The organism is Streptomyces sp. NPDC096339, assembly GCF_044762985.1.
Classification (GTDB): Bacteria; Actinomycetota; Actinomycetes; order Streptomycetales; family Streptomycetaceae; genus Streptomyces.
In genome coordinates, this window is sequence record NZ_JBIWFI010000008.1 from 213,005 (window position 1) to 234,838 (window position 21,834).

20 protein-coding genes and 2 pseudogenes are annotated in these 21,834 nt (G+C 71.4%); 9 read left to right on the forward strand and 13 right to left on the reverse strand.

The genetic code is table 11. The features are described 5' to 3' along the window. The first annotated feature begins 61 nt into the window (after positions 1–61). The 5 genes from ACIQ5Y_RS14455 to ACIQ5Y_RS14475 are packed head-to-tail and all read left to right on the forward strand — an operon-like array spanning position 62 to position 5,369. The gene (locus ACIQ5Y_RS14455) at positions 62–1,723 is read left to right on the forward strand and encodes an ABC transporter substrate-binding protein (RefSeq protein WP_403879589.1); all 1,662 of its coding nucleotides are present in this window, start codon (positions 62–64) and stop codon (positions 1,721–1,723) included. After that, the gene (locus ACIQ5Y_RS14460) at positions 1,720–2,679 is read left to right on the forward strand and encodes an ABC transporter permease (protein ID WP_403879591.1); all 960 of its coding nucleotides are present in this window, start codon (positions 1,720–1,722) and stop codon (positions 2,677–2,679) included. The genes ACIQ5Y_RS14455 and ACIQ5Y_RS14460 overlap by 4 nt, the downstream gene beginning before the upstream one ends. Continuing rightward, positions 2,676–3,530, forward strand: a complete 855-nt coding sequence (locus ACIQ5Y_RS14465; RefSeq protein ID WP_403879593.1) for an ABC transporter permease — start codon at positions 2,676–2,678, stop codon at positions 3,528–3,530. Before ACIQ5Y_RS14460 ends, ACIQ5Y_RS14465 begins: the two co-directional genes overlap by 4 nt. Beyond that, positions 3,527–4,576 (forward strand): ABC transporter ATP-binding protein, encoded by a 1,050-nt coding sequence (locus ACIQ5Y_RS14470; RefSeq protein WP_403879595.1) that lies wholly within the window; start codon positions 3,527–3,529, stop codon positions 4,574–4,576. The genes ACIQ5Y_RS14465 and ACIQ5Y_RS14470 overlap by 4 nt, the downstream gene beginning before the upstream one ends. Continuing rightward, complete coding sequence (locus tag ACIQ5Y_RS14475; protein ID WP_403879597.1) at positions 4,569–5,369, forward strand: ABC transporter ATP-binding protein; 801 nt, start codon at positions 4,569–4,571, stop codon at positions 5,367–5,369. Before ACIQ5Y_RS14470 ends, ACIQ5Y_RS14475 begins: the two co-directional genes overlap by 8 nt. Positions 5,370–5,453: 84 nt before the next feature. On the opposite strand, the gene ACIQ5Y_RS14480 is transcribed toward ACIQ5Y_RS14475, so the two are convergent. After that, positions 5,454–6,086, reverse strand: a complete 633-nt coding sequence (locus ACIQ5Y_RS14480) for a TetR/AcrR family transcriptional regulator (RefSeq protein WP_403879599.1) — start codon at positions 6,084–6,086, stop codon at positions 5,454–5,456. Between the two features lie 184 nt (positions 6,087–6,270). Between ACIQ5Y_RS14480 and ACIQ5Y_RS14485 the strand changes: the two genes are divergently transcribed. Further along, complete coding sequence (locus ACIQ5Y_RS14485) at positions 6,271–7,434, forward strand: agmatine/peptidylarginine deiminase (protein WP_403879600.1); 1,164 nt, start codon at positions 6,271–6,273, stop codon at positions 7,432–7,434. A gap of 124 nt (positions 7,435–7,558) precedes the next feature. Next, a complete protein-coding gene (locus ACIQ5Y_RS14490; protein WP_403879602.1) occupies positions 7,559–8,719 on the forward strand; it encodes an agmatine/peptidylarginine deiminase in 1,161 nt (386 codons plus the stop codon). Positions 8,720–8,894: 175 nt separating this feature from the next. Here ACIQ5Y_RS14490 and tnpA read toward each other — a convergent pair. Further along, positions 8,895–9,171: pseudogene (gene tnpA, locus ACIQ5Y_RS14495) on the reverse strand (IS200/IS605 family transposase); the annotation flags it as partial. 90 nt (positions 9,172–9,261) lie between these two features. Between tnpA and ACIQ5Y_RS14500 the strand changes: the two are divergent. Then, entirely contained in the window at positions 9,262–10,542 is a 1,281-nt protein-coding gene (locus tag ACIQ5Y_RS14500; RefSeq protein WP_403879604.1) for an RNA-guided endonuclease InsQ/TnpB family protein, read from the forward strand. A 34-nt stretch (positions 10,543–10,576) separates the two neighbouring features. Here the strand turns inward: ACIQ5Y_RS14500 and ACIQ5Y_RS14505 are convergent, their stop codons facing one another. Continuing rightward, complete coding sequence (locus tag ACIQ5Y_RS14505; protein ID WP_403879606.1) at positions 10,577–11,410, reverse strand: tyrosinase family protein; 834 nt, start codon at positions 11,408–11,410, stop codon at positions 10,577–10,579. Further along, positions 11,407–11,826 (reverse strand): tyrosinase family oxidase copper chaperone, encoded by a 420-nt coding sequence (locus ACIQ5Y_RS14510; RefSeq protein ID WP_403879608.1) that lies wholly within the window; start codon positions 11,824–11,826, stop codon positions 11,407–11,409. The genes ACIQ5Y_RS14505 and ACIQ5Y_RS14510 overlap by 4 nt, the downstream gene beginning before the upstream one ends. A gap of 273 nt (positions 11,827–12,099) precedes the next feature. On the opposite strand from ACIQ5Y_RS14510, the gene ACIQ5Y_RS14515 reads away from it, so the two are divergent. Then, positions 12,100–12,900 (forward strand): class I SAM-dependent methyltransferase, encoded by an 801-nt coding sequence (locus tag ACIQ5Y_RS14515; protein WP_403879610.1) that lies wholly within the window; start codon positions 12,100–12,102, stop codon positions 12,898–12,900. Between the two features lie 13 nt (positions 12,901–12,913). On the opposite strand, the gene ACIQ5Y_RS14520 is transcribed toward ACIQ5Y_RS14515, so the two are convergent. The 9 genes and pseudogenes from ACIQ5Y_RS14520 to ACIQ5Y_RS14560 form a co-directional block, all read right to left on the reverse strand. Then, positions 12,914–13,684 (reverse strand): hypothetical protein, encoded by a 771-nt coding sequence (locus ACIQ5Y_RS14520; protein ID WP_403879612.1) that lies wholly within the window; start codon positions 13,682–13,684, stop codon positions 12,914–12,916. 88 nt (positions 13,685–13,772) lie between these two features. Beyond that, positions 13,773–16,505 carry a fumarate reductase/succinate dehydrogenase flavoprotein subunit gene (locus tag ACIQ5Y_RS14525; RefSeq protein WP_403879614.1) on the reverse strand — a complete coding sequence of 911 codons (2,733 nt, stop codon included), beginning with the start codon at positions 16,503–16,505 and terminating at the stop codon, positions 13,773–13,775. A 24-nt stretch (positions 16,506–16,529) separates the two neighbouring features. After that, positions 16,530–17,288: an ABC transporter ATP-binding protein gene (locus ACIQ5Y_RS14530; RefSeq protein WP_403879616.1), complete on the reverse strand. Its 759-nt coding sequence runs from the start codon at positions 17,286–17,288 to the stop codon at positions 16,530–16,532. Next, positions 17,285–18,184: an ABC transporter permease gene (locus ACIQ5Y_RS14535; RefSeq protein WP_403879618.1), complete on the reverse strand. Its 900-nt coding sequence runs from the start codon at positions 18,182–18,184 to the stop codon at positions 17,285–17,287. Before ACIQ5Y_RS14535 ends, ACIQ5Y_RS14530 begins: the two co-directional genes overlap by 4 nt. Continuing rightward, positions 18,181–19,524 carry an ABC transporter substrate-binding protein gene (locus ACIQ5Y_RS14540; protein WP_403879620.1) on the reverse strand — a complete coding sequence of 448 codons (1,344 nt, stop codon included), beginning with the start codon at positions 19,522–19,524 and terminating at the stop codon, positions 18,181–18,183. Before ACIQ5Y_RS14540 ends, ACIQ5Y_RS14535 begins: the two co-directional genes overlap by 4 nt. A gap of 14 nt (positions 19,525–19,538) precedes the next feature. Next, complete coding sequence (locus ACIQ5Y_RS14545) at positions 19,539–19,766, reverse strand: ferredoxin family protein (RefSeq protein ID WP_384582820.1); 228 nt, start codon at positions 19,764–19,766, stop codon at positions 19,539–19,541. 65 nt (positions 19,767–19,831) lie between these two features. Beyond that, on the reverse strand, positions 19,832–20,599 hold the full coding sequence (locus ACIQ5Y_RS14550) for a GntR family transcriptional regulator (protein WP_403879622.1): 768 nt from the start codon (positions 20,597–20,599) through the stop codon (positions 19,832–19,834). A gap of 283 nt (positions 20,600–20,882) precedes the next feature. After that, complete coding sequence (locus ACIQ5Y_RS14555; RefSeq protein ID WP_403879624.1) at positions 20,883–21,755, reverse strand: ABC transporter permease; 873 nt, start codon at positions 21,753–21,755, stop codon at positions 20,883–20,885. After that, positions 21,742–21,834 (reverse strand): annotated as a pseudogene (locus ACIQ5Y_RS14560) (ABC transporter ATP-binding protein); the annotation flags it as partial. The pseudogene ACIQ5Y_RS14560 and the gene ACIQ5Y_RS14555, both read right to left, overlap by 14 nt.

The window sequence follows — 21,834 nt, forward strand, 5'->3', positions numbered from 1 at the left end:
TGACGGGCCGGCCCCGCGGCCCGTCAGCCACCCGCATCACGTACGGAAAGAGAGCGCGACGATGACCACACCCCCGCCCCGCACCGCCAGACGCACCGACCGCCCGTTCGCCCGGCTCGCCGCCGCGACCGCGGTCCTGGCGTCCTTCGCCCTGGTCGCGGCCTGCTCCGGCCCGCCCAAGAGCGGAGGGGCCCCCGTCACCGAGGTCACCCTGTCGAAGTCCACGCCGACGGCGAAGGGCGAGATCGACTCCTTCACCTGGGCGGTCTACGCCGAGCCGCCCACGCTCGACTACACGGTGGCCTTCGACTACCCGCAGAACACGATCCTCTCGAACGTCTGCGAGAGCCTCATGCGGTGGACGCCGGGACTGACCTTGGAACCGGGGCTGGCCCAGAAGGCGACCAACCCCGACCCCACCACCTGGGTCTACGACCTCCGGCCGAACGTGCGCTTCCACGACGGCGGTGTGATGAGCGCGGACGACGTGGTCTACAGCCTGGGCCGGCAGATGGACCCGGACAACGCGGCGGCCTGGGCCCAGAACTTCCAGAACGTCGACTCCGTGACCAAGACCGGACCGCTCCAGGTCACCGTCAAGCTGAAGAAGCCCGACTCCCAGTTCCCCCAGTACATGGCCACCGCCGCCGGCGTGGTCGCGTCCAAGGCCGGGATCGAGGCGGCGGGCAAGGACTACGGCACCACCGGCAGCCTCGCCTGCACCGGCCCCTTCAAGCTCGGCACCTGGAACAAGGGCCAGTCGATCGAGCTGGAGCGCTTCGACAACTACTGGGGCACCAAGGCCAAGTCCAAGAAGGCCGTCTTCCGGGTCCTGACCGACCCCTCCGCCCGCACCAACGCCATGCTCAGCGGCGAGGCCGACGGCGGATACCTGATCCCCACCGAGAGCTACGCCCGGCTTCGCGACAGCGGCGTGGGCAAGCTGTACTTCGGCGAGGGCCTGAGCACGGTCAACGTCAACATCACCAACATGCAGGGCCCGCTCGGCGACGTCCGCGTACGCCAGGCCCTGTCCCTCGCCCTGGACCGGGCCGGGTTCGTCAAGGCCGGCCTCGGCGGCGCCGGGACCGTCACCCACTCCCTCACCACCCGTGCCGCCTGGGCCGCGGCCCCCGAGAGCACCCTGAAGACCGCGCTCGACGGCCTGCCGCGCCCCGACCGCAACATCGAGCAGGCCAAGGCGCTGATCAAGGAAGCCGGAGCCACCGGCAAGACGCTGACCGTGGCCACCAGCTCCATCGGCCAGGACGTCTCCCTCCTCGCCACCGCGGTCCAGGCGGCCGGTACCCAGATCGGCTTGGACATCCAGCTCAAGACGATCGCACCGAACGCGTTCACCGCGCTGTTCACCGACCCCGCGGCGCGCGAGGGCATAGACATGTTCCCGCTCACCTACTACGACTCGATCACCGACCCGCTCGACCTGCTGACGAACTTCAAGACCGGCGCCTACATGAACTTCGCCGGCTACAGCGACAAGCAGTACGACGCGCTCGTCGACCAGGCCGTCGGCACCTACGAGCCGGAAAAGCGCCTGGAGATCGAGGCCAAGCTCCAGAAGCAGGCCGCCGAGCAGCTCCTGTGGATCCCGGTCGCCGAGTGGCCCACCGCCCTCTTCCTGAACAAGAGGATCACCGGCGCCCCGACGACGATCTCGTACATGTACTACCCGTGGGCCGCCGACGTGGGTGCCGCCCAGTGAACTTCCTGAGATTCGCGGCGCGACGGCTGGGGGAGATGGCCGCCACCCTGCTCGCCGCCTCGTTCGTCGTCTTCGGCGCCATGTACCTGGCCCCGGGCAGCCCGGCGAGCTTCCTGCTCGCGGGCCGCTCGGCCTCCCCGGAGGCCCTGGAGGCGATCAACGCCCAGTACCACCTGAACGACCCGTTCCTCGTACGGTACGGCCGCTGGCTCGGTGACGTCGTACAGGGAGACTTCGGGCGGTCCATCACCTACCGCACCGACGTCTCCCGGCTCCTGTCCGACCGCCTGCCCAGCACGCTGATGCTGGTCGCGATGGCCCTGGTGGTCGTGGTGGTGGCCGGCCTGCTGCTCGGCTGGATCGGCTCGGTGAAGGGCGGCGCGACCGACTCCGCCATCCTCGTGACCACCACCTTCGCCGTGGGCACCCCCTCGTTCGTCGCGGCCGTGCTGCTCCAGGGCCTGTTCGCCGTCAAGCTCGGCTGGTTCCCCAGCAGCGGCGCGGGCGACGGGTTCGGCGACATGCTCTGGCACCTGACCCTCCCGGCCCTCGCGCTCGCGCTGTACCTGATCGGCATGCTCGCCCGGGTCACCCGCTCCGCGATGCTCGAAGCCCTCGACAGCGAACACGTCACCGTGGCGCGCAGCCGCGGCGTCCCCGAACACCAGGTCATCCGCCGCCACGTGTTCCGCAACGCGTTGGGCACCGTGCTCACCACCGGCGGCCTCATCGTCTCCACCCTGCTGGTCTGCACGATCCTCGTGGAGACCGCCTTCAGCATCGGCGGCATCGGCCAGCTCCTCGAACTGTCCACCACCACCAAGGACTTCCCGACCGTCCAGGCCATCTCCCTGATCATCGTCGCCCTGTTCATGATCGTGAACCTCATCGTCGACCTGATACTGCCGCTGGTCGACCCGCGGATCACCCTCGGATCGAGGAGGTCCTCCGCATGACCGCCGTCCTGACCCGCCGGCCCGGCCTCTCCCGGATCCGGGTGACCGGTTCACCGCTGTACCTGGTCTGCCTGGTGTTCGTCGCCCTCGTCGTGGTGGCGGCGGTGCTCGCCTCCTGGCTCGTGCCGTACGACCCCAACGTCATCGACCTGGGCAACGCGCTCGCCGCCCCCTCCGCCGAGCACCCGCTCGGGGTGGACGCCGCCGGCCGCGACACCTTCTCCCGCCTGCTGCTGGGAGCCCGTACGTCCCTGCTGGGACCGCTCGGCGTGGTCGCCTTCTCCACCGTCGCCGGCGTCGCCGTCGGCATGGCCGCGGCCTGGAAGGGCGGCTGGATCGACTCCCTGCTCTCCCGCAGCACGGAACTGGTCTTCGCCTTCCCCGGCATGCTGCTGGCCATCCTGATCATCTCGGTCTACGGCGAAGGGCTGACCGCACCGGTCATCGCGCTCGCCGTCGCCTACCTCCCCTACGTCAGCCGCCTCACCCGCTCCCTGGTCCTGGCCGAACGCGAGCGCCCCTACGTCAGCGCCTACCAGGTGCAGGGGCACTCCTCGCTGCAGATCTGCCTGCGCCACGTCCTGCCCAACATCGCCCCCGTCGTGCTCGCCCAGTCCACGATCAACTTCGGATACGCCCTCATGGACCTCGCGGCACTGTCCTTCCTCGGACTCGGCGTGCCCGCCCTCACCCCCGACTGGGGCCGCATGGTCTTCGACGGCCAGACCGCGATCCAGCTCGGCTACCCGCTCTCGGCGATCCTGCCCTGTGCCGTCATCGTGCTGACGGTGGTCGCCTTCAACGTGGTCGGAGAACGCTGGGCCGACCGCGTCGCCAGGAGAGACCGATGACCCCAATCAACCCGACGCACCCGATCGAACCGATCGAACCGATCGAACCGATCGACCCGACGGAACCGCGGTACGCCCTCGACATCCAGGGGCTCCGGCTCAGCCTGCCCGGCACCGCCCGCCCCGTCCTCGACGGCGTCGACCTCACCGTCGCCGCCGGGGAGACCGTCGCCCTCGTCGGCGAATCCGGCTCCGGGAAGAGCCTCACCTCCCGCAGCGCCCTGCGCCTGCTGCCGCCGGGCGCCACGGTCGAGGGCTCCGTCCGCGTGGGCGGCCAGTCCGTGCTCACCATGGACGACGGCCAACTGCGGGACCTGCGCACCGGCACGGTGGCCATGATCTTCCAGGACCCCCGCGCCGCCATCAACCCGCTGCGCCGCATCGGGGACTTCCTCACCGAGAGCGTGCGCCTGACCAAGGCCATGAGTCAGGCGGACGCGGACGCCCGCGCCGCCGAACTCATCGAGGCGGTCGGCCTGGACCGCTCGGCCCTGAGGAAGTACCCGAGCCAGGTGTCCGGCGGCATGCTGCAACGCGTCATGATCGCGGCCGCCCTGATGGGCGATCCCGCGCTCCTGCTCGCCGACGAGCCCACCACCGCGCTCGACGTCACCACCCAGGCCGAGGTCATCGCCCTCCTGGCCACACTGCGCGAACGCTTCGGCACCGGCTTGCTCTTCGTCACCCACGACCTGGACCTCGCCGCGGCCATCAGCGACCGCGTCTGCGTCATGTACGCCGGACGCATCGTCGAGAGCGGCCCCGCGGAAGTCCTCTTCGCGCGGCCCCGCCACCCCTACACGGCGGCCCTGCTCGCCTCCACGCCCCGCCTGGAGGCCCCGCGCGGCAGGCTCACCGCCATCGACGGCCAGCCCCCGGACCTGCGCCGGGAACTGCACGGCTGTCCCTTCGCCGCCCGGTGCCCCCTCGCCACCGAGGTGTGCGACACGCAGGCCCCCCAGCCGCTGCCCGCACCCGGAACCCCCGGACACCAGGCGGCGTGCCATCACAGCGACCGGCTCGAAGGGAGCGCCGTCGATGCCTGACAACGTGCTGGAAGTCTCGGGTCTGCACCGCGCCTACGGAGACGTACGAGCCGTGGACGACGTGTCGTTCACCCTCCCGGCGGGCGGCTCCCTCGGCATCGTGGGCGAGTCCGGATCAGGCAAGACCACCACGGCCCGGATCGTCGTCGGTCTGGAGCGGGCCGACGCCGGCGAGGTGCTGGTGCACGGCCGCGACCGCACCGGACGCAGCCGCGGCCGGGCCCAGCGCCTGGCCCGCGCCCGCGAGGTGCAGATGGTCTTCCAGGACCCGTACCTCTCCCTCGATCCGCGCACCAGCGTCGAGGCGGTGCTGCGCGAAACCCTGCGCCTGCACTTCCCCGGCCGGGACCACGCGGCGCGCATCCGTGAACTGCTGGACCAGGTCGGACTGGGCACCCGCGCCGCCGACGCCCTGCCCCGCCGGTTGTCGGGCGGCCAGCGCCAGCGCGTCGCCATCGCCCGGGCGCTGGCCGTGGAACCGTCCGTACTCGTCCTCGACGAGGCCGTAGCGGCCCTCGACGTGTCGGTGCAGGCGCAGATCCTCAACCTGCTGGCCGACATCCGTGAACAGACCGCGATCGGCTACCTGTTCATCACGCACGACCTGGGCGTGGTCCGCTGCGTCACGGACGACGTGATCGTCATGCGGCACGGCGCGATCGTCGAGTCGGGACGCACCGCCGAGGTGCTCGCGGCGCCCGAGCACCCCTACACCCGGCTGCTCCTGGAGTCGGTTCCGCGGCCCGGCTGGGACCCGGGCCGGATCGCGGCGGCCCGCCGGGCCCTGCCCTAGGGGGTATCCGGCGGATCGGGGCCGGAGAGGCGCGGACCCGGCCATGATCCGCCGGACACCCCCTGGCGGTGGGCCGTGGCCGCCTCAGGCTCCTGCGGCGAGCGTGAAGACCAGCGTACGGAAGACGGACTCGGCGTCGACCTCGGCGTCGAGCGACTGGATGGCGGCCAGTCCGTCCACGGCGGCGGCCACCGCCTCGCCCAGGGGGCGCGGGTCGACGCCGTCGCGTTCCTGCGCCAGCACCTGGAAGAGGCGGACGAAGCAGGCCCGCCACCTCCGGTACTCCGCTTCCAGGCTGACCCGTACGCGTTCGTCGTTCAACGCGTGCCAGTGCAGCGCGGAATGGAGGTGGGACAGGTCCGGGCTCTCGCCCCGGGTCAGCATCAGGACGACCCGTTCCGCGCGCTCGGCGAAGGTGCCCGGGGCGTCCACCGTCTCCTCCATGGGGGAGATCCACTCCGGCCGGATGTCCTCGATCACCGCGAGGACCAGGTCCGTACGGTCCTCGAAGTGGTAGTGGCACATGCCGTGCGACACCCCGCACAGGGCGGCCACGTTGCGTGTCGTGAAACGTTCGCTCATCTCGCCGCCCAGGAGCGTCCGCGCGGCCGCGATCAGCCGTGCGCGCGTCTGCTCCCCCTTGGCCGAGACGCGGGTCCGTCCCGCTCGGACGGGGAGGGACACGGGAGTCCGCGGTTCCTTGGGAGGGGCTGCCATGGCGCAACTCTAACGAGTGACGGAGCGCCACCTGGGCGTTTCCCCGCACCCCGCGAGATCGCCCTCGGGGGCGGGCCGGCCGGTCGCGAGAAATACCGCCAGGAATATTGACCGAGCGCTCGGTCAGGAATAGCTTTCCGGCCAACCACGGGGATCCCGTGGGCAGTTGACACAGGAGGCGTAGATGAACGATCACGTAGCAGGGAGGCCGCCGGCCGGCGGAGCCCTCGGTCGGCGCGGGTTCCTGACGGCGGCGGCCCTGGCCGCGGCCGGCGCCGCACTGGCGACGTCCGAAGGGGCGGCGCGGGCGGCGTCCCGCATCGGCCTGGCCGCGTCGGCGGGGACCTTCGCGGTCCCGGCCGAGGACGTGCGCCACACCCGGACCTGGATGGCGTGGCCGGACAGCACCGCGATCTGGCGGGGCAAGCTCTCGGGCGTCCAGGGGAACATCGCGCTGATCGCGAAGACGATCGCGAAGTACGAGCCGGTCGTCATGTGCGCCAACCCCGCGAGCGCGGACAAGGCGCGTTCGATGTGCGGGCCGACGGTCACGGTGATCACGTCCATCGCGGTCGACGACTGCTGGATGCGCGACACCGGGCCCGTCTTCCGGACGAACGGCGCCGGAGGCCTGGACGCGGTCGCCCTGAACTTCAACGGCTGGGGCAACCGGCAGACGCACTCCAGGGACGAGCTGGTCGCCGAGAAGATCGCCGCCTACACGGGCGTGCCGATCACCTACGCCGACCTGGTGGCCGAGGGCGGGGCCATCGAGCAGGACGGCGCCGGCACCCTCATGGCGACGCGCAGCAGCATCATCAACCGCAACCGGAACCCCGGGATGTCGCAGGCGCAGATCGAGGCCGCGATGCGCTCCGCGTACGGCGCGTCCAAGGTCATCTGGTTCGACGGGGTGGTCGGCCAGGACATCACCGACGACCACGTCGACGCCACGTCCCGGTTCCTCGCGCCGGGTCGCGCGGTGGTCCAGATGCCGCTGGCGACGGACACCGACGCCTACGCGAAGGACGCGCGCCAGCAGTACCAGATCCTGTCCACGTCCAAGACGGCGACCGGCACGCCCATGGCGGTCACCAAGCTCCAGGGACCGGACTACTACAAGATCCGCTCGGCCGACCCGAACTTCGTCGCGGCCTACGCCAACTACTACGTCTGCAACGGGGCGGTGATCTCCTCCCAGTTCGGCGACGCCTCCGCGGACGCCGCGGCCAAGGCCGCACTCGTCCAACTCTTCCCGGGCCGGACCGTCGTCCAGCTCAACACCGACTACCTGGGCGCCGGCGGCGGCGGCATCCACTGCGTCACCCAGCAGCAGCCGGTCCCGTAACCGGGCCCGCACGCACCAGGCATTTCCGGGCGGGCAGACGCGCCGCACCGTACCTCGCGCCTCTGCCCGCCATCCCTTTTCGATTGACTGAATTTTCAGTTCGTATATGTCATCAGGAGTTCCCATGGACACGCCAGGCACCTCCCGACGCAGGCTGCTCCAGTTCGGCGCGGCCGCCCTGCCGCTCGCGGCCCTCGGTTCCGCCCTTCCCGCGGTCGCCCGGGCCGCCACGGCCGGATCCGCGACGCTGCGGATCCCCGCGGAGACCGACCGACACGTCCGCACCTTCATGGCCTGGCCGGCGCTCTCCTCGGTCTGGTCGACCCGGCTCGCGGGGGTGCGCAGGCACATCGCGACCGTCGCGGACGCGATCTCGCGGTACGAGCCGGTCGTGGTGCTGGCCCGCCCCGGGCAGGCCGCCGACGCCCGGTACGAATGCGGGGCCGGCGCCTACTACGGCATCACGGTCGTCGAGATACCCAACGACGACCTGTGGATCCGGGACTTCGGCCCCACCTTCGTCGTCGCGCCCGGCGCGGTCGCGGGCGTGGACACGAACTTCAACGGCTGGGGGAAGGCCGGTACGAAGTGGGCCCAGCCCTTCGCCAACGACGCCGCGGCGGCCGCGACGCTGCTGTACGACTACGGAGTCAACCGGATCCGGGCGCCGTTCGTGGGCGAGGGCGGCTCGCTGGAGACCGACGGCCAGGGAACCCTGCTCGCCACGGTCAGCTCGCTCGTCAACCCCAACCGCAACCCCGGCAAGAGCCAGGACCAGGTCGAGCAGGACCTGAAGTCCTCGCTCGGCATCGACAAGGTGATCTGGGTACCGGGCATCGCCGGCCAGGACATCACCGACTGCCACATCGACTGCCTCGCCCGCTTCACCGCGCCCGGCCAGGTCATCCTGGACAAGCCCGGCCCCCGTACCGACCCCAAGTGGGTCGCGGTCTACGAGGAGACCAAGCGGGCCCTGCAGAGCGCCACCGACGCCCAGGGGCGCCCGCTGGCCATCACCGAACTCCCCGGCCCGGACCGCAACAACATCCGCGTGCGAAACGAGGAGGAGTTCCTCTCCAGCTACACCAACTACTACACCGTCAACGGCGCCGTCATCGCACCGCAGTTCGGCGACGCCTACGCCGACGGCGTGGCCTACGACATCCTGAGGACCGCCTACCCCGGCCGGAACGTGGTCCAGCTGAACATCGACGAGATCGCGCGCGGCGGCGGTGGCATCCACTGCGGCACCCAGTCGCAGCCGGTCGTGCCCCCGGCGGTCTGATCACCCGCCGGCAGAGGGAACGGTTCACCGGACCGGGCGCGTGCGGGCGCCCCGTCCGGTGAAGCCGTTCCTGCCTCTGATCTTGGCCAGTGCTCCGCGTTTCAGGGCGGGGTGAAGGCCATCCGTGGGCTGGAGGCGCGAAGCGCCGGATTGCTCTGCGCCTCCGGGGTGACGGTCAGACGGGACGCTGCTGGTTCTCGATGTACTGCTTGACGAGGGTCAGGGGTGCGCCGCCGCAGGAGCCGGCGCCGGACCAGGAGTGTCCGCCCCACAGGTACCCGGCGGACGTGGCTGTCGTATTCCTTTCGCAGCCTGCGGGAGCTGACGCCCTTGAGGGAGTTGACCAGCTTGGAGAGCTGGACCTTCGGCGGGTAGTGCACGAGCAGGTGCACATGGTCCTCTTCGCCGTTGAACTGTTTCAGCTCGGCCTCGAAGTCGGCGCAGACCTCCCGCGTGATCTCTTCGGTGCGGGTCAGCATGGCGTGGGTGAACGCCTTCCGCCGTCCAGCGCGGCGACACGGGCCGCTGCTACGGTCTCGATTGTGAGTCAAGACACGCTGGTCAAGCGGCAGTTCGGGCATCGTGCCCGGCTTGCGCTGTCGCCTGTCCAGGTGTTGAGGACTGACAGTCAGGCTCATGCGGCCCGCACCCTGTGGAACCTGCTGCACGCCTGGTGGCAGATGATGCCGAAGGAGAAACGAACCCTCGCGAACGCGGACACCGCGATCCGCCAGGCCCGCGTGGACATCGACTTCCTCGCCGTCCTTCCCGCGCAGGCCGCGCAAGCGGTGCTGAGGACGTACTTCCAGGCGTGGAAGAACTGCTGGGACGGCCGGGCGGACGCCCCGAACTTCAAGGGCCGGTTCCGTACGGTGATGTCCGTGGACATCCCGCAGGGCCGGGATCTGAACATCACCCGCGTGCACCGACGCTGGGGGCAGGTCACCATTCCCAAGGTGGGCCGGGTCCGGTTCCGGTGGACCAAAGACCTGCCCGTGGGCAAGCACGCGGGCGCCCAGAACCGGATCACAGGGGCCCGGCTGGTCAAGGACGCGCTCGGTTGGCACATCGCTTTCCGTGTCCAGACCTTGGAGGTCAAGCCGGGGCCCCACCCAGGGCCGGAGGTCGGCATCGACGTGGGCGTCACCGTGCCCATCGCCCTCTCGGACGGTCAGACGTACGAGCATGACCAGTGGCTGACCGAAAGGGAGCAGACGAAGCTCCTGCACCTGGAGCGGCGCGCCGCGCGGCGTAAGCAGCACCGCAAGCCCGGCGAGCCAACCAGCAGTCGGCTGCGTCACACCTACGACCAGATCGCAGGACTCCGCGCGAAAGCCAAGCGCAGGGCCCTGGACTGGCAGCATCAGACGACCACCGCCATCGCACGCGCATACGGCACGGTCGTGGTCGAAGCACTCACCATCACGAACATGGTCAAGTCCGCCAGGGGAACCGCCGAAGAGCCGGGGAAGAACGTCGCCCGGAAATCCGGGCTGAACCGCTCGATCAGCGGGGAGGCATGGGGCCGGACGGTCACCATGCTGACGTACAAGACCGCCCGCCACGGCGGCACCCTGCACGAAGTCCCCGCACCCGGCACCTCCAGACGCTGCTCAGCGTGCGGCTTCACCACGCCCGGCAGCCGGGAGTCCCAGGCCGTGTTCGTGTGCAAGAACCCGGACTGCGGCTGGTCGGGCAATGCCGACCACAACGCAGCCCGGAACGTCTTGCACCTGTACCGGATGGGCCTCGCGTTCATCCCGGCTGCCGGGAGGGCAGTCGTCAGGCGCGCCAAGCGCGTCAAGCCCGCTGCCGCAAGGTAAGCAGGAATCTGCCGGCTTCAGCCGGGAGAGCACTTCAACGCTTGCCCTCGCTGTCGAATGTGTAGAACTTGCGGTGGTCCAGCATGTCGGCCGGTGTCACATCGGTCCACGGGCTCATGACGCCGTGAAGGTCGACCACGTTCTCCGTCGGTGTGGCCGGTACGTAGGAGGACTTCGGGTTCCGGTTCTGCCACTCCGCCCACAGCATGTCGACGAAGGCGTGGTGCAGCCAGAACACCGGGTCGTTGGGGGAGGCCGCGCTGGTCATGTGGCCGCCCACCCACACGTGGACCCGGTTGTGGATGCTGCTCCCGCGCCAGCCCTCGAGGTGGTTGCGGAAGCCTTCCGAGGAGCTGTTGAAGGGCGCCACGTCGTACTGCGGCATGGAGAGCACGGAATTGACCTCGGCCTTGGTCGGCAGCTCGACCTTGCTTCCGCCGAGGTTGCGCCGCAGGTACTGGCGCGAGTCCACTCCCACGGTGATGGGCCACTTGCCCCCCGAGGCGGCGAAGGGGCCGTCGAGGACCTGCCCGTCCCTGTCCCGGGTGGTGCCGCCCATGAAGTCCGCGGCCCACAGGGGGGAGGTGGGGGAGCGGTCCACGGTCCAGTCCCAGTACGGGAGGGAGACCTTCGGGTCCACCTTCTGCAGCTGCCCCTCGAAGGCCAGCAGGAAGGCGCGGTGCCAGGGCAGGAAGGAGGGGCCGCGGTGGGCGATCCGGTTGCCGAAGTCGGAGTCCTCCGTGAGGAACCAGTTGTGGGCGTCGACGAACTGGTCGTAGATGCCGTTGCGCTTCAGCTCCAGCACCGCGTTGGTGAAGGCGCGCTTCTCGGCGGCGGTCAGGGCGGCCGTGCTCTTGCGGACGGTCACTTGGGGATGCCTGCCTTCTTGGGGGTGAAGGCGACGAGTCCGGCACCTTGGAGTTCGCGGACGGCTGCTCGCGCGGCCGAGATGGGGTCGGGGAACGTCTCGTAGTGGTTGACGACGGTGAGCCAGCTGTTGTCGGCGTTGCGCATCAGGTGCAGCTCTTTGCCGTCGATCTTGATGGTGGGCAGGCCGGGGGAGTGGTGGCCGCCGCCGTCGAAGCTGATCTGGATGCGACGGCCTTCGAAGGTCTCGTCGATGGTGCCGGTGGGTATGGCCAGGGGCTTGCCGGACGCGCCCGGGGCGCCTGAGGCGCCCGAGGCCGTTTTGGAGTCCTTGGAGGAACAGGCGGTGGTCAGGCCGGCAGCGGTGACCGTGCCGGCAGCGATGGCCAGGGCGTGCCGACGGGTGATCATGTTCATGTCTTGAAGAACTATCAGAAGCCCGCGAGCGGCCGATCAGTGCCCCTTGCATTCAGCACCCGGCGGCGTACAACACCGGTCGATCCGACCCGGGTTGCGGGTCGTGGGATGGCGCTCCACGGCGGGGAGCGACCGGCGATGCCGACAGGTCCCGGGACTGACGGCTGAGCCGTGCGGGTGGACCCCGCGCTCCTGGACGGGTCGAGCGCGAGCCCGGCGCGGCGGCGCGCGTACCGTCCGTGGCCAGGGGACCGCACATCGTGAGGAGGCGTCATGTCCACGGCCGACTCCCAGTCGGCGGGCCGGTACGACGACGAGCTCGGGCATGTGAACCCGCTGGAGTTGGCCCGTCTGCGGGCCATCACCACCGCGTTCGACCCGGACACCGAACAGCGGCTGGCCGCGCTGCGGGTTCCGCAGGACGGGCGCTGCCTCGAAGTCGGTGCCGGGACCGGGACGACCGCCGTGTGGCTCGCGGCCCGGTGTTCCCGCGGCCGCGTCACGGCGACGGATCTCGATCTCACCCTCATGCCCCGAGACCGTCCGGACAACCTCGACGTGGTGCGCCACGACGTCACGGTCGACGAGTTCCCCGAGCACTCCTTCGACCTGATCCACGCCAGGTTCGTCCTCATGCACCTGCCCCAGCGCGAGCAGGTGGTCGAGCGCATGCGCCGCTGGCTCGTTCCCGGCGGCACGCTGCACATCGAAGAGCTCGTCAACTTCCCGTGCGCCGGGATGCCCGAGACATCCCCGCTGCGCCGCGGCATCGAGACGGCGTGGTCGATGCTCGCCGCTTCGTACGGAATGGAGCGCAACTGGGGCACGCGCGCCGCCTCGGTCCTCACGCGGTGCGGCTATCGGGAGGTGATGGCGGAGGCGTCACTGCCGGCCTCCCACCCGGGCGCCCCGGTCGCGGAGGTCTCGCGGCTCTCCCTGACCACCCTCACCCCCGCGCTGGTCGAACGCGGTTTGCTCAGCGAGGAGGAGGTCGAGGCCGGGATCGCGGAGCTGCTCGACCCGGCCCGTATCTCGTTCCCCTTGGCGGTGATCGCGGTCCGGGGGCGCCGCTGATCGTGCACGCGGGCTACTGGAGCTGCGACAGGTCGACCGAGTCGGACGGGGCCGGAGCCTTGGCCGGGACGGTCTCGTCGAAATCGGAGAAGGTGGCCTCGATCCGCTCGCCGGAGGCTTCGGTGCCCTTGACCCGCAGGAGGTACGGCTCGTCCTCGGTGGAGACCTGGTAGGTGCCCGTCCGGCCGTTCTGCTTGCTCGTGACCGTGATGGCGGGCTGCCCGTCGACCTCGGTCCGCGGCCCCTTGGTCAGCTGTTCGTTCACCGGCTTCGACGAGAGCTCGCTCTTGAAGAAGTCCAGATCACAGAAGTCGGCGAAGTCGCGCAACAGGAGACTGCCCGTGGTGCCGTGCAGATAGCGCCCGTTGATGAGCGCGATCGCGTCATCGGCGGCGGCGGCCGGCACCTGGGACCGCAGGAGGGCGTCGTCGAGCTTCAGCCACACGTCCTTGCCGCGTTTGATGATCGCGGCCGAGCCCACGTTGCCGGGCGGCGTGACCGTGCCGACGCAGTTGCCGCCCTCGTCGAACCGGAGGTCCAGCGAGGTCGTGCCCGACTTCTCGGTCACCTTGGCCGCCATCCGCATGGACGTGACCCCGGACATCGCCTTGCGCGCGGCGTCCGCGATGGCCTGGGCGCTCTGGTCGGCGATGCCGTTGTCATCGGCCCGGGCGGCCCCGGTGCCCGCGGCCGTACCGGCGAAGACCAACAAGCAGACAGTGGTGGCGGCCGTGCGGCGGGCCGCGGCTGCCCGGGGGGCCCGGGCTGCCCGAGGTGCGGACATGGGGCCTCACCTCCCTCTCACCTGATCAGCCTAGTTCCGTGCGGCGGCAGGCGCAGTCCGGGCGCGTGCCGCCGCGGCGGGGCCCTGGTCAGGAGGCCGCGCGGGACGCGTAGGCACGTACGTCGGCGTCGGGATCGGCGGTGGCCGTGGCCAGGGCCGTACGGGCTTCGGGAACGGCGCGGTGGGCGAGGAGCGAGAGCACCGCGGCCTTGCGGACGTCCGCGTTCGGATCGGCCAGGGCCTTGGAGAGGGCGGGTACCGCCTCCGTGGGGAGCGCCGCCCGGAGGGCGCCCGCCGCACCCGCCCGGACCTGCCACGCGGGGTCGTGGAGCGCCTCGGCGGCCCGCAGGGCGTACGGGGGCGGGCATCCGGTCTCCGCCAGTGCGCGCAGTGCCGCGCCCCGGACCAGCGGGTCGGGGTCGTCCAGGAGCGGGTCGAGCGGAGCCGGGACCGGGGCGTGCACGGCCGCGAGTCCGCGTGCCACCGCTACCCGGACCTCGCGGGCCGGGTCCGCGGCGGCCACCGCCAGTTCCGCCACCGCGTCGACCGACACCAGGGCGCGCACGGCCGTGGTGCGGACCTCGATGTCGGCGTCGGAGAGCGCGAGGGCGTACACCTCTGCCTCGCCCAGCCGCAGCGCCCGCAGCACGTCGAGCGAGGCCGCCCGGACGGTCGGGTCCGCGACCTCCAGCGCCGCACGCAGCCCGGCCCCCAGCTCCGGCCCGGCAGGCAGCACCTCGACGAGCTCGCGCAGCGCGGCGGCCGCGGCGGCGCGGACCCGGGGCGCGCCGTCCCACAGGCGTTCGGCCAGCGCGGGCCCGGCCCCGGCCGGCACGGTCTCGCCGAGGGCGGCCACGGCCGCGACCCGCACCCCGGGATCGGGGTCCTCCAAGTAGGGGCGGAGCGCGTCCAGGTCGGGCGACTCCTCGGCGAGGGAGAGCAGGCGCAGCAGGGCGGGGCTCGGCGCGGAGCCCTCCGCGGACTCCTCCGGGAGTGCGGCGGGGCCGTCCCCGGCGGGCCGCGCCGCAGGGGCGGCGTCCCTCGGCCCGGCCGTGGCCACCGGCACCAGCGTGACCTCGCCCAGCAGCCGCTCCGGTCCCGGAGTCGGCGTGAACTCCGGCACCGGGACCACGTACGGCTCCACGGGCCGCGCCGTGAACTCCATCGCCCCCGTGGGTGACTTGCGCAGGTCGAGGTGGTGCAGCCAGCCCGTGTCGTCGCGTTCCGGATGGTCGAGGCGCTCGTGGTAGAGGCCCCAGCGGGACTCGGTACGGGCCAGCGAGGCCCGGGCGGCCATCTCCGCGCAGTCGCGGATGAAGGAGACCTCGACGCACCGCATCAGCTCGTGCGCGGTGCGGGCCCCCATCCCGGCGATCTCCCGCGACATCCGGGTGAACGCCTCCACGGCGAGGGACAGCTTCGCCCCCGACTTGGGCGGCGCCACGTAGTCGTTGACGAACCGCCGCAGTTTGTACTCCACTTGAGGCTGGGGCGGCCCGTCCGGGTGGCTCAGCGGCCGGTAGACGAGCTCGTGGGCCGCGGCGAGCTGATCGCCGGGCAGCTCGCCCTCGTACACCCGGTACCGCGCGGCGTCCTCGCCCGCCAGATCGCCGTAGACGAACGCCCCGATCATGTAGTTGTGCGGGACGCAGGCCAGGTCGCCGGCCGCGTAGAGCCGGGGCACCGTCGTCCGGGCGTGCGCGTCGACCCGTACGCCCGAGGCGGAGTGGCCGCCGCACAGTCCGATCTCCGAGATGTGCATCTCGATGTCATGGGTGCGGTAGTCGTGGCCCCGGCCCTCGTGGAACGTGCCCCGGGTGGGCCGTTCCGTGGTGTGCAGGATCGACTCGACGGCGCTGACGGTCTCTTCGGGCAGGTGGCTGAGCTTGAGGTACACCGGGGCCCGGTCGGAGGCGAGTTCGGCGGCGAACTCGGCCATCATCTGCCCCGACCAGTAGTCCGACTCCACGAACCGCTCGCCGTGCCGGTTCACCTGGTAGCCGCCGAAGGGGTTGGCGACGTACGCGCAGGCCGGCCCGTTGTAGTCCTTGATCAACGGGTTGATCTGGAAGCACTCGATCCCGGTGAGCGCGGCCCCCGCGTGATAGGCCATGGAGTAGCCGTCGCCCGCGTTCGTCGGGTTCTCGTACGTCCCGTACAGGTAGCCGGAGGCCGGCAGCCCGAGCCGGCCGCAGGGCCCGGTGGCCAGGATCACCGCGCCCGCCCGGACGACGACGAACTCCCCGGTGCGGGTGTTGAACCCGGCGGCGCCGATGGCCCGTCCGTCCTCCGGGTGGGTGAGCACCCGCACCGGCATGACCCGGTTCTCGATGCGGATCCGCTCCCGCATCTCGCGCCGCCTCAGCTGCCGGTAGAGGACCTTCTTGACGTCCTTGCCCTCCGGCATCGGCAGCACGTACGAACCGGACCGGTGCACCTGGCGGACCGCGTACTCGCCGTGCTCGTCCTTCTCGAACTTCACCCCGTACGACTCCAGGCGCTGCACCATCGCGAAGCCCCGGGTCGCCGTCTGCCGGACGGTGGACTGGTCGACGACGCCGTCGTTGGCGCGGGTGATCTCGGCGACGTAGTCGTCGGGTTCGGCCCGGCCCGGGACGACCGCGTTGTTGACCCCGTCCATGCCCATGGCGAGCGCGCCGGAGTGCCGTACGTGCGCCTTCTCCAGCAGCAGCACCCGCGCACCGCGTCCGGCCGCGGTCAGCGCGGCCATGGTGCCGGCGGTCCCGCCGCCGATGACGAGGACGTCACAGGAGAGTTCGGTCGCGTCGGCGAGTGCCGGAACGGTCAGGGGAGTGTCCACCAGGGTCTCCACGGGAGGTGCCTTTCAGAGGGTTTCGAGGATGCGGCGGCGCAGTTCGGCCGTGTCGGGGGAGTGCTGCGCGGCGCGTTCGCGCGGATGCGGCACGTCCAGCACCCGACCGGAGGCCGGCAGGGCGATCCGGTCGCCGAGGTGCAGGGCCTCGTCCACGTCGTGGGTGACGAAGACGACGGTCGCGCCCGTGCCGCGCAGGATGTCCACCAGCAGGTCCTGCATCCCGGCGCGGGTGTGCGCGTCGAGCGCGCCGAAGGGTTCGTCCATCAGGACGGCGCGGGGCCGGCCCGCCAGCGCGCGGGCCAGTTGGACGCGCTGGCGCTGCCCGCCGGACAGCTGGTGCGGCAGTTTGCCCGCGTGCCCGGCCAGACCGACCCGCTCCAGCCACTCGGCCGCGGACCGCCGCCGCTCGGCCCGGGGGACCCGGCGGATCGCCAGGGGCAGTTCCACGTTCGCGCGTACGGTGCGCCACGGCAGCAGCGCGTCGTGCTGGAAGACCAGCGCCCGGTCGGCGGCGGGCCCGGCGATCGGCTCGCCGTCCTGGGTGACCTGCCCGTCCAGCGGGGGCAGCAGGCCCGCGAGGGTGCGCAGCAGGGTGGACTTCCCGCAGCCGGAGGGCCCGACCACGGCCAGCAGCTCCCCCGGCGCGATCCTCAGCGTGACCTCGCCCGGCAGGGCGACGCCGTCAGCGTGGCCGAGCCGTACGTCCTCCAGCGCGAGTGCCGCCCCGGTCTGCGCGGCGGGCGCGGTGGGCAGGATGGCGGTGCTCATGAGACCGGTTCCTTCCGGGGGACGGGAGTGACGGCCGCGGTGCGCGCGCCGGCGGGTTCGGCGCCCGTGCTCAGGGGGGTGCGGCCGGTCGCGCCGAACGCCGGACGCCATGCACCGCCGGCACCCCGAGAGGCCGGGCGGGGCAGCCACGCGGTGGCGCGGCGGCCCAGCACCTCCACCGCGGTCGAGGTGAGCCAGCCCAGGGCGCCGATGGTGGCCATGCCGACGAAGACCCCCGGGTAGTCGATGACCGTGTAGTCCTGCCAGGTGCGGTACCCCACCCCGTACTCGCCGGAGATCATCTCCGCGGAGATCACACAGATCCACGCGACGCCGATGCCCACCGAGAGACCGCCGAAGATGCCCGGCAGGGCGCCGGGCAGCACCACCGAGAACAGCACCCGCAGCCGGCCGCCCCCCATGGTCAGCACGGCCTCCTCCCAGACCGGGGTGAGGGCGCGGACCGCGTGCCGGGTCGACACCACCACCGGGAAGAAGGCGGCGGTGAAGGTGATGAACACGATGCCCTGCTCGTTGGTCGGCAGGAGCAGGATGGCGACCGGGACCAGGGCGATGGCCGGCACCGGCCGCGCCACCTCCACCAACGGTCCCAGCAGGTCGGCAGCCCACCGGGACCGGGCGACGGCCGTGCCGACCGCGACCCCCAGTACCGCGGCGAGCAGGAAGCCGAGCACGATGCGGCGCAGGCTGTGTCCCAGGTCCTGCCAGTACGGTCCGGTGCCGAGGCGGTCGGCGAAGGCGGAGGCCACCTCGCCGACCGTCGGGAACTGCTCGAACCGCAGCCACAGGTTGACGTCGAGGGAGGTCAGCAGCTGCCACAGCCCGAGGGCCGCGCCCAGCGAGGCGGCGCGGACCAGCCATCGGCCCGCACTCATGACGCGAGACCCACGGCGTCCGCGTAGCCGATGATCCGCGCCCCGGCGTGAGCGTCGACGTAGCGCTTCGCGTTGGCCGGGGTGACGAAGGCGCGCAGCTCGGCGCCGTCGGCCACCCACACCGCCTTGTCGGCGTACCACAGGGTGCCGGTCAGGGCGTCCGGCACGTACGCGGCCCGTACCTCGGCGCCCTTGGTGGCCTTCAGCAGCTCCTTGGGGCTGTCGAAGGTGACCGTGGAGCCCTGGCCCTTCAGCCACAGCTCGGGCTTGGTGACGGCCGCCTGCGGGTAGGCCGGGGCCGTGACGGCCCGCTTCAGCGGCGCCGGGTCGACGAAGGCGTCCACGTCCACGTCGGTCACCAGCCCGGCCGCCTTCAGCACCGGCACGTCCTCCTTCAGCGCGGCGATCAGCTCCGGGCGGAGCTCCGGGTCGAAGGTGGCGATGCCGTTCGCGCCGTTGTAGAGGTAGACCACCTCGGGCGGCAGGCCCGTCTCCTTCGCCACCGACTCGGCAGCCGCGACCGGGTTGGTCCGCAGGTAGTCGGTCGCCCGGCGCTGCGCCTTCAGGAAGTCGTCGAGCACGCCCGGCTTCTCACCGGCGAACTTCTGGCGCACGGTGACCCCGTGGAAGGTCGGCAGGTTCAGCTCGGCCCCGTCGTACAGGGCCTTCGCCCGGCCCTCGAAGGCCAGTTGGCCGGGCCAGGCCACGAACTGGGACAGCGCGTCCGCGCTGCCCGCCTGGAGGGCCGAAGCCCCCACGCTGGGCTGCTGGTTGAGCTTCTGGATGCCCTTGTCCGGGTCGATCCCGGCGCGCTGCAGGGCCCGAATCAGCGTCCCGTCGGCGGCCGATCCCACGCTCGTGGACACCTTCTTGCCGCTCAGGTCGGCCAGCGACTCCAGCTTCGAATCGGGTGCGGTCACCACCGTGTTGAGGCCGCCGCGCAGGTTGTAGCCCGTGACCGAGACCAGTTCGGTCGGCTGCTTCAGTTCCCTGCCCCGGGCGGCGTTGATCAGCAGCGGGAAATCGCCCATCGAACCGATGTCGATCTTCCCGGCGGTCATCTGGGCGGTGATGGGCGCGCCGGTCGGGTAGTCCTGCCAGTCGACCTTGTACGTCACCCCCTCCTGCTTGCCGCGCGCCGCGAGTTCCTCCTCGAAGTAGCCGAGGGAGCGCAGCAGGGTGCCGGCGGTGACGGTGTTGATGGTCTTGGACTGGTAGCCGACGGTCACCGTGACCGTCTTCGACGTGCCGCCCGCCTTGCCGTCGCCGCCACCGCAGGCGGTGGCGAGGGGCAGGAGCAGGGCGATCGGTACGGCAGGGGCGAGGATTCTGCGACGCATGGGGAGGGGGCCTTTCACCGGAGCAGGTAGGGCATGTTGACGGTCACCGCGCCGGTGGGACAGCGGGCCGCGCACGGGCCGCAGTACCAGCACTCGTCCACGTGCATGTACGCCTTGCCGTTGTCCTCGCGGATCGCGAGCGAATCGAGGGGACACATGTCGACGCAGAGCGTGCAGCCGTCGATGCACTTGGACTCGTCGATGGTCACGGGCACGTCGGTGCGCTGGGGAACAAGGGGCATGGCTGTCTCCAAGGGCCCGGAAGGGCGGGAACAGGAGGAGGGAGGGAGGGGGAGGAGCGATGTGCTCAGAGCGAGCGGCGCAGCACGCCGTTCATGGTGATGCGGTCGCCGCGGAACCGGATGAACTCCAGGTCCACCGGCCGCCCGTCGGGCAGACAGGTCAGCCGTTCCAGCATCAGGACGGCGGCGCCGCGCGGAGCCTGGAGCACGGCGGCGGAGTGCGCGTCGGCGTTGACGGCCTCGAGGGTGATCTCGGCGTGGCCCAGCGGGCCGCCGGTCAGTGACTCCAACAGCCGGAACACGTCCGTGTTCTCGAGGTCGCAGCCGAGGAGTTCACCGCCCAGGTCCATGGGCAGGTAGGACAGGTCGAGGGAGAGCGGCAGCCCGTTCAGGCGGCGCAGCCGCTCGATGCAGAGCACGTCGGTGTGCTCGGGCAGCCCCAGCCGGTGCGCCACCGGGCCCGGTGCGGTCACCGGTCCCACGGTGCGGACCTCGTTCGTGACCCGGCCGTGCTCGTGCAGGGTCTCGGCGAGGCCCTGGAGGCGCTCCAGGCCGTGCCGGTACTTCTCGCAGACCACCACCGTGCCGACCCCGGGCTGCCGGTCGATGAGCTGCTCACCGCGCAGCAGGTCCAGGGCCTGGCGGACGGTGTTGCGGCTGGCCCGGTAGTCGGCGGCGATGGCGTCCTCCAGGGGCAGGACACCGCCCGGGAAGCCGCCCGCCAGGATCTGATGGCGCAGCAGGTCGGCGAGCTGCCGGGCCTGGTCCGCGCGCAGCCGGCGGCGGCGCGCGGCGGCTACCGGGAGGGCGGCGGGGGCGGGTTCGGCGGGCATGAAAAGGAACGTACCGGGCCGGCGCCACCCATGGTGTTGCAGCGGTATTGCGCCACCTGACGATCCGTTCACACGGCTCTGACCTGCGATTTCGCAGGCGCCATGGCAAGATCCGCCACCACGGTGACCACAACGTGGACCACCTCGTGGCCACGATGCGAACACCGGCCCGGGACGGGCGGATCCGCGGTTGCGAGACGGCAAAAACGGCACCGGCTCCGCAGGAGGCGATGCCTCCGCGGAGCCGGTGCCGGCGCCGGACGGGCCGGTGTGGAAGGGGAGTTCAGCTCTTGACCAGGAGGCCGCGGCTGCGCAGGACCCAGCGTTCGGCCGGGCTGAAGATGAGCAGGTCGATGGCGATGCCGACGATGAGGATCAGGATGATCGCGAGGAACACGCCGGGGAGGTCGATGTTGTTGCGGCCGTTCTCCAGGAGCTGGCCGAGGCCGAGGCCGAGGTCGGGGGAGGAGGCGATGATCTCGGCGGCCATCAGGGAGCGCCAGGAGAAGGCCCAGCCCTGCTTGAGGCCGGCGACGTAGCCGGGGAGCGCGCCGGGCATGATGACGTGCCGGGCGCCGCGCAGGCCGGTGGCGCCCAGGGTGCGGCCGGCGCGCAGGTAGAGCGGCGGGATCTGGTCGATGCCGGCGACGAGGCCGTTGGCGATGGAGGGGACGGCGCCGAGCAGGATCACCGTGAACATCATGGCGTCGTTGAGGCCGAACCAGAGCACGGCGGGCGGGACCCAGGCCACCGAGGGCAGCGACTGCAGGCCCTGGAGGATCGGGCCGATCGCGGCGCGCACGAGCTTGACCCGGGCCACGAGCAGGCCGAGCGGGGTGCCGATGGCCAGCGCGAGGAGGAAGCCGAGCAGACCCCGGGACACACTGGTCCAGATGACGTCGATCAGCGTTCCCTTGACCCACATGTCGGACAGGCTGTCCCACACGGCGGACAGGGGCGGGAGTTTGGTCTCCTCGGCGATCTTCAACGAGACCAGGACCTGCCACACGAGCAGGACCAGGCCGACGGCGAGGAACGGCGGCAGGACCTTCTTGACGAGGACCTCACGGACCGGCGTGCGGTGGGTCTGGACGGTGTCGAGGGCGTCGAGTCCGGCGAGGTCGTCCGTCTTCGCCTTGATGTCAGTGCTGGCCATGGCGGCGGATCTCCCCACGCAGGTGTTCAGTGATCTCGAGGGACAGCTCGGCGACGTCCGCGTCTTCGATGCGGCGGGG

Bases quoted from the DNA above. Each gene is read 5' to 3' on its own strand.
- ACIQ5Y_RS14455 (WP_403879589.1), top strand. From the start codon at position 62: ATGACCACACCCCCGCCCCGCACCGCCAGACGCACCGACCGCCCGTTC.
- ACIQ5Y_RS14465 (WP_403879593.1), top strand. From the start codon at position 2,676: ATGACCGCCGTCCTGACCCGCCGGCCCGGCCTCTCCCGGATCCGGGTG.
- ACIQ5Y_RS14470 (WP_403879595.1), top strand. From the start codon at position 3,527: ATGACCCCAATCAACCCGACGCACCCGATCGAACCGATCGAACCGATC.
- ACIQ5Y_RS14475 (WP_403879597.1), top strand. From the start codon at position 4,569: ATGCCTGACAACGTGCTGGAAGTCTCGGGTCTGCACCGCGCCTACGGA.
- ACIQ5Y_RS14480 (WP_403879599.1), bottom strand. From the start codon at position 6,086: ATGGCAGCCCCTCCCAAGGAACCGCGGACTCCCGTGTCCCTCCCCGTC.
- ACIQ5Y_RS14485 (WP_403879600.1), top strand. From the start codon at position 6,271: ATGAACGATCACGTAGCAGGGAGGCCGCCGGCCGGCGGAGCCCTCGGT.
- ACIQ5Y_RS14490 (WP_403879602.1), top strand. From the start codon at position 7,559: ATGGACACGCCAGGCACCTCCCGACGCAGGCTGCTCCAGTTCGGCGCG.
- ACIQ5Y_RS14510 (WP_403879608.1), bottom strand. From the start codon at position 11,826: ATGAACATGATCACCCGTCGGCACGCCCTGGCCATCGCTGCCGGCACG.
- ACIQ5Y_RS14515 (WP_403879610.1), top strand. From the start codon at position 12,100: ATGTCCACGGCCGACTCCCAGTCGGCGGGCCGGTACGACGACGAGCTC.
- ACIQ5Y_RS14520 (WP_403879612.1), bottom strand. From the start codon at position 13,684: ATGTCCGCACCTCGGGCAGCCCGGGCCCCCCGGGCAGCCGCGGCCCGC.
- ACIQ5Y_RS14530 (WP_403879616.1), bottom strand. From the start codon at position 17,288: ATGAGCACCGCCATCCTGCCCACCGCGCCCGCCGCGCAGACCGGGGCG.
- ACIQ5Y_RS14535 (WP_403879618.1), bottom strand. From the start codon at position 18,184: ATGAGTGCGGGCCGATGGCTGGTCCGCGCCGCCTCGCTGGGCGCGGCC.
- ACIQ5Y_RS14540 (WP_403879620.1), bottom strand. From the start codon at position 19,524: ATGCGTCGCAGAATCCTCGCCCCTGCCGTACCGATCGCCCTGCTCCTG.
- ACIQ5Y_RS14545 (WP_384582820.1), bottom strand. From the start codon at position 19,766: ATGCCCCTTGTTCCCCAGCGCACCGACGTGCCCGTGACCATCGACGAG.
- ACIQ5Y_RS14550 (WP_403879622.1), bottom strand. From the start codon at position 20,599: ATGCCCGCCGAACCCGCCCCCGCCGCCCTCCCGGTAGCCGCCGCGCGC.
- ACIQ5Y_RS14555 (WP_403879624.1), bottom strand. From the start codon at position 21,755: ATGGCCAGCACTGACATCAAGGCGAAGACGGACGACCTCGCCGGACTC.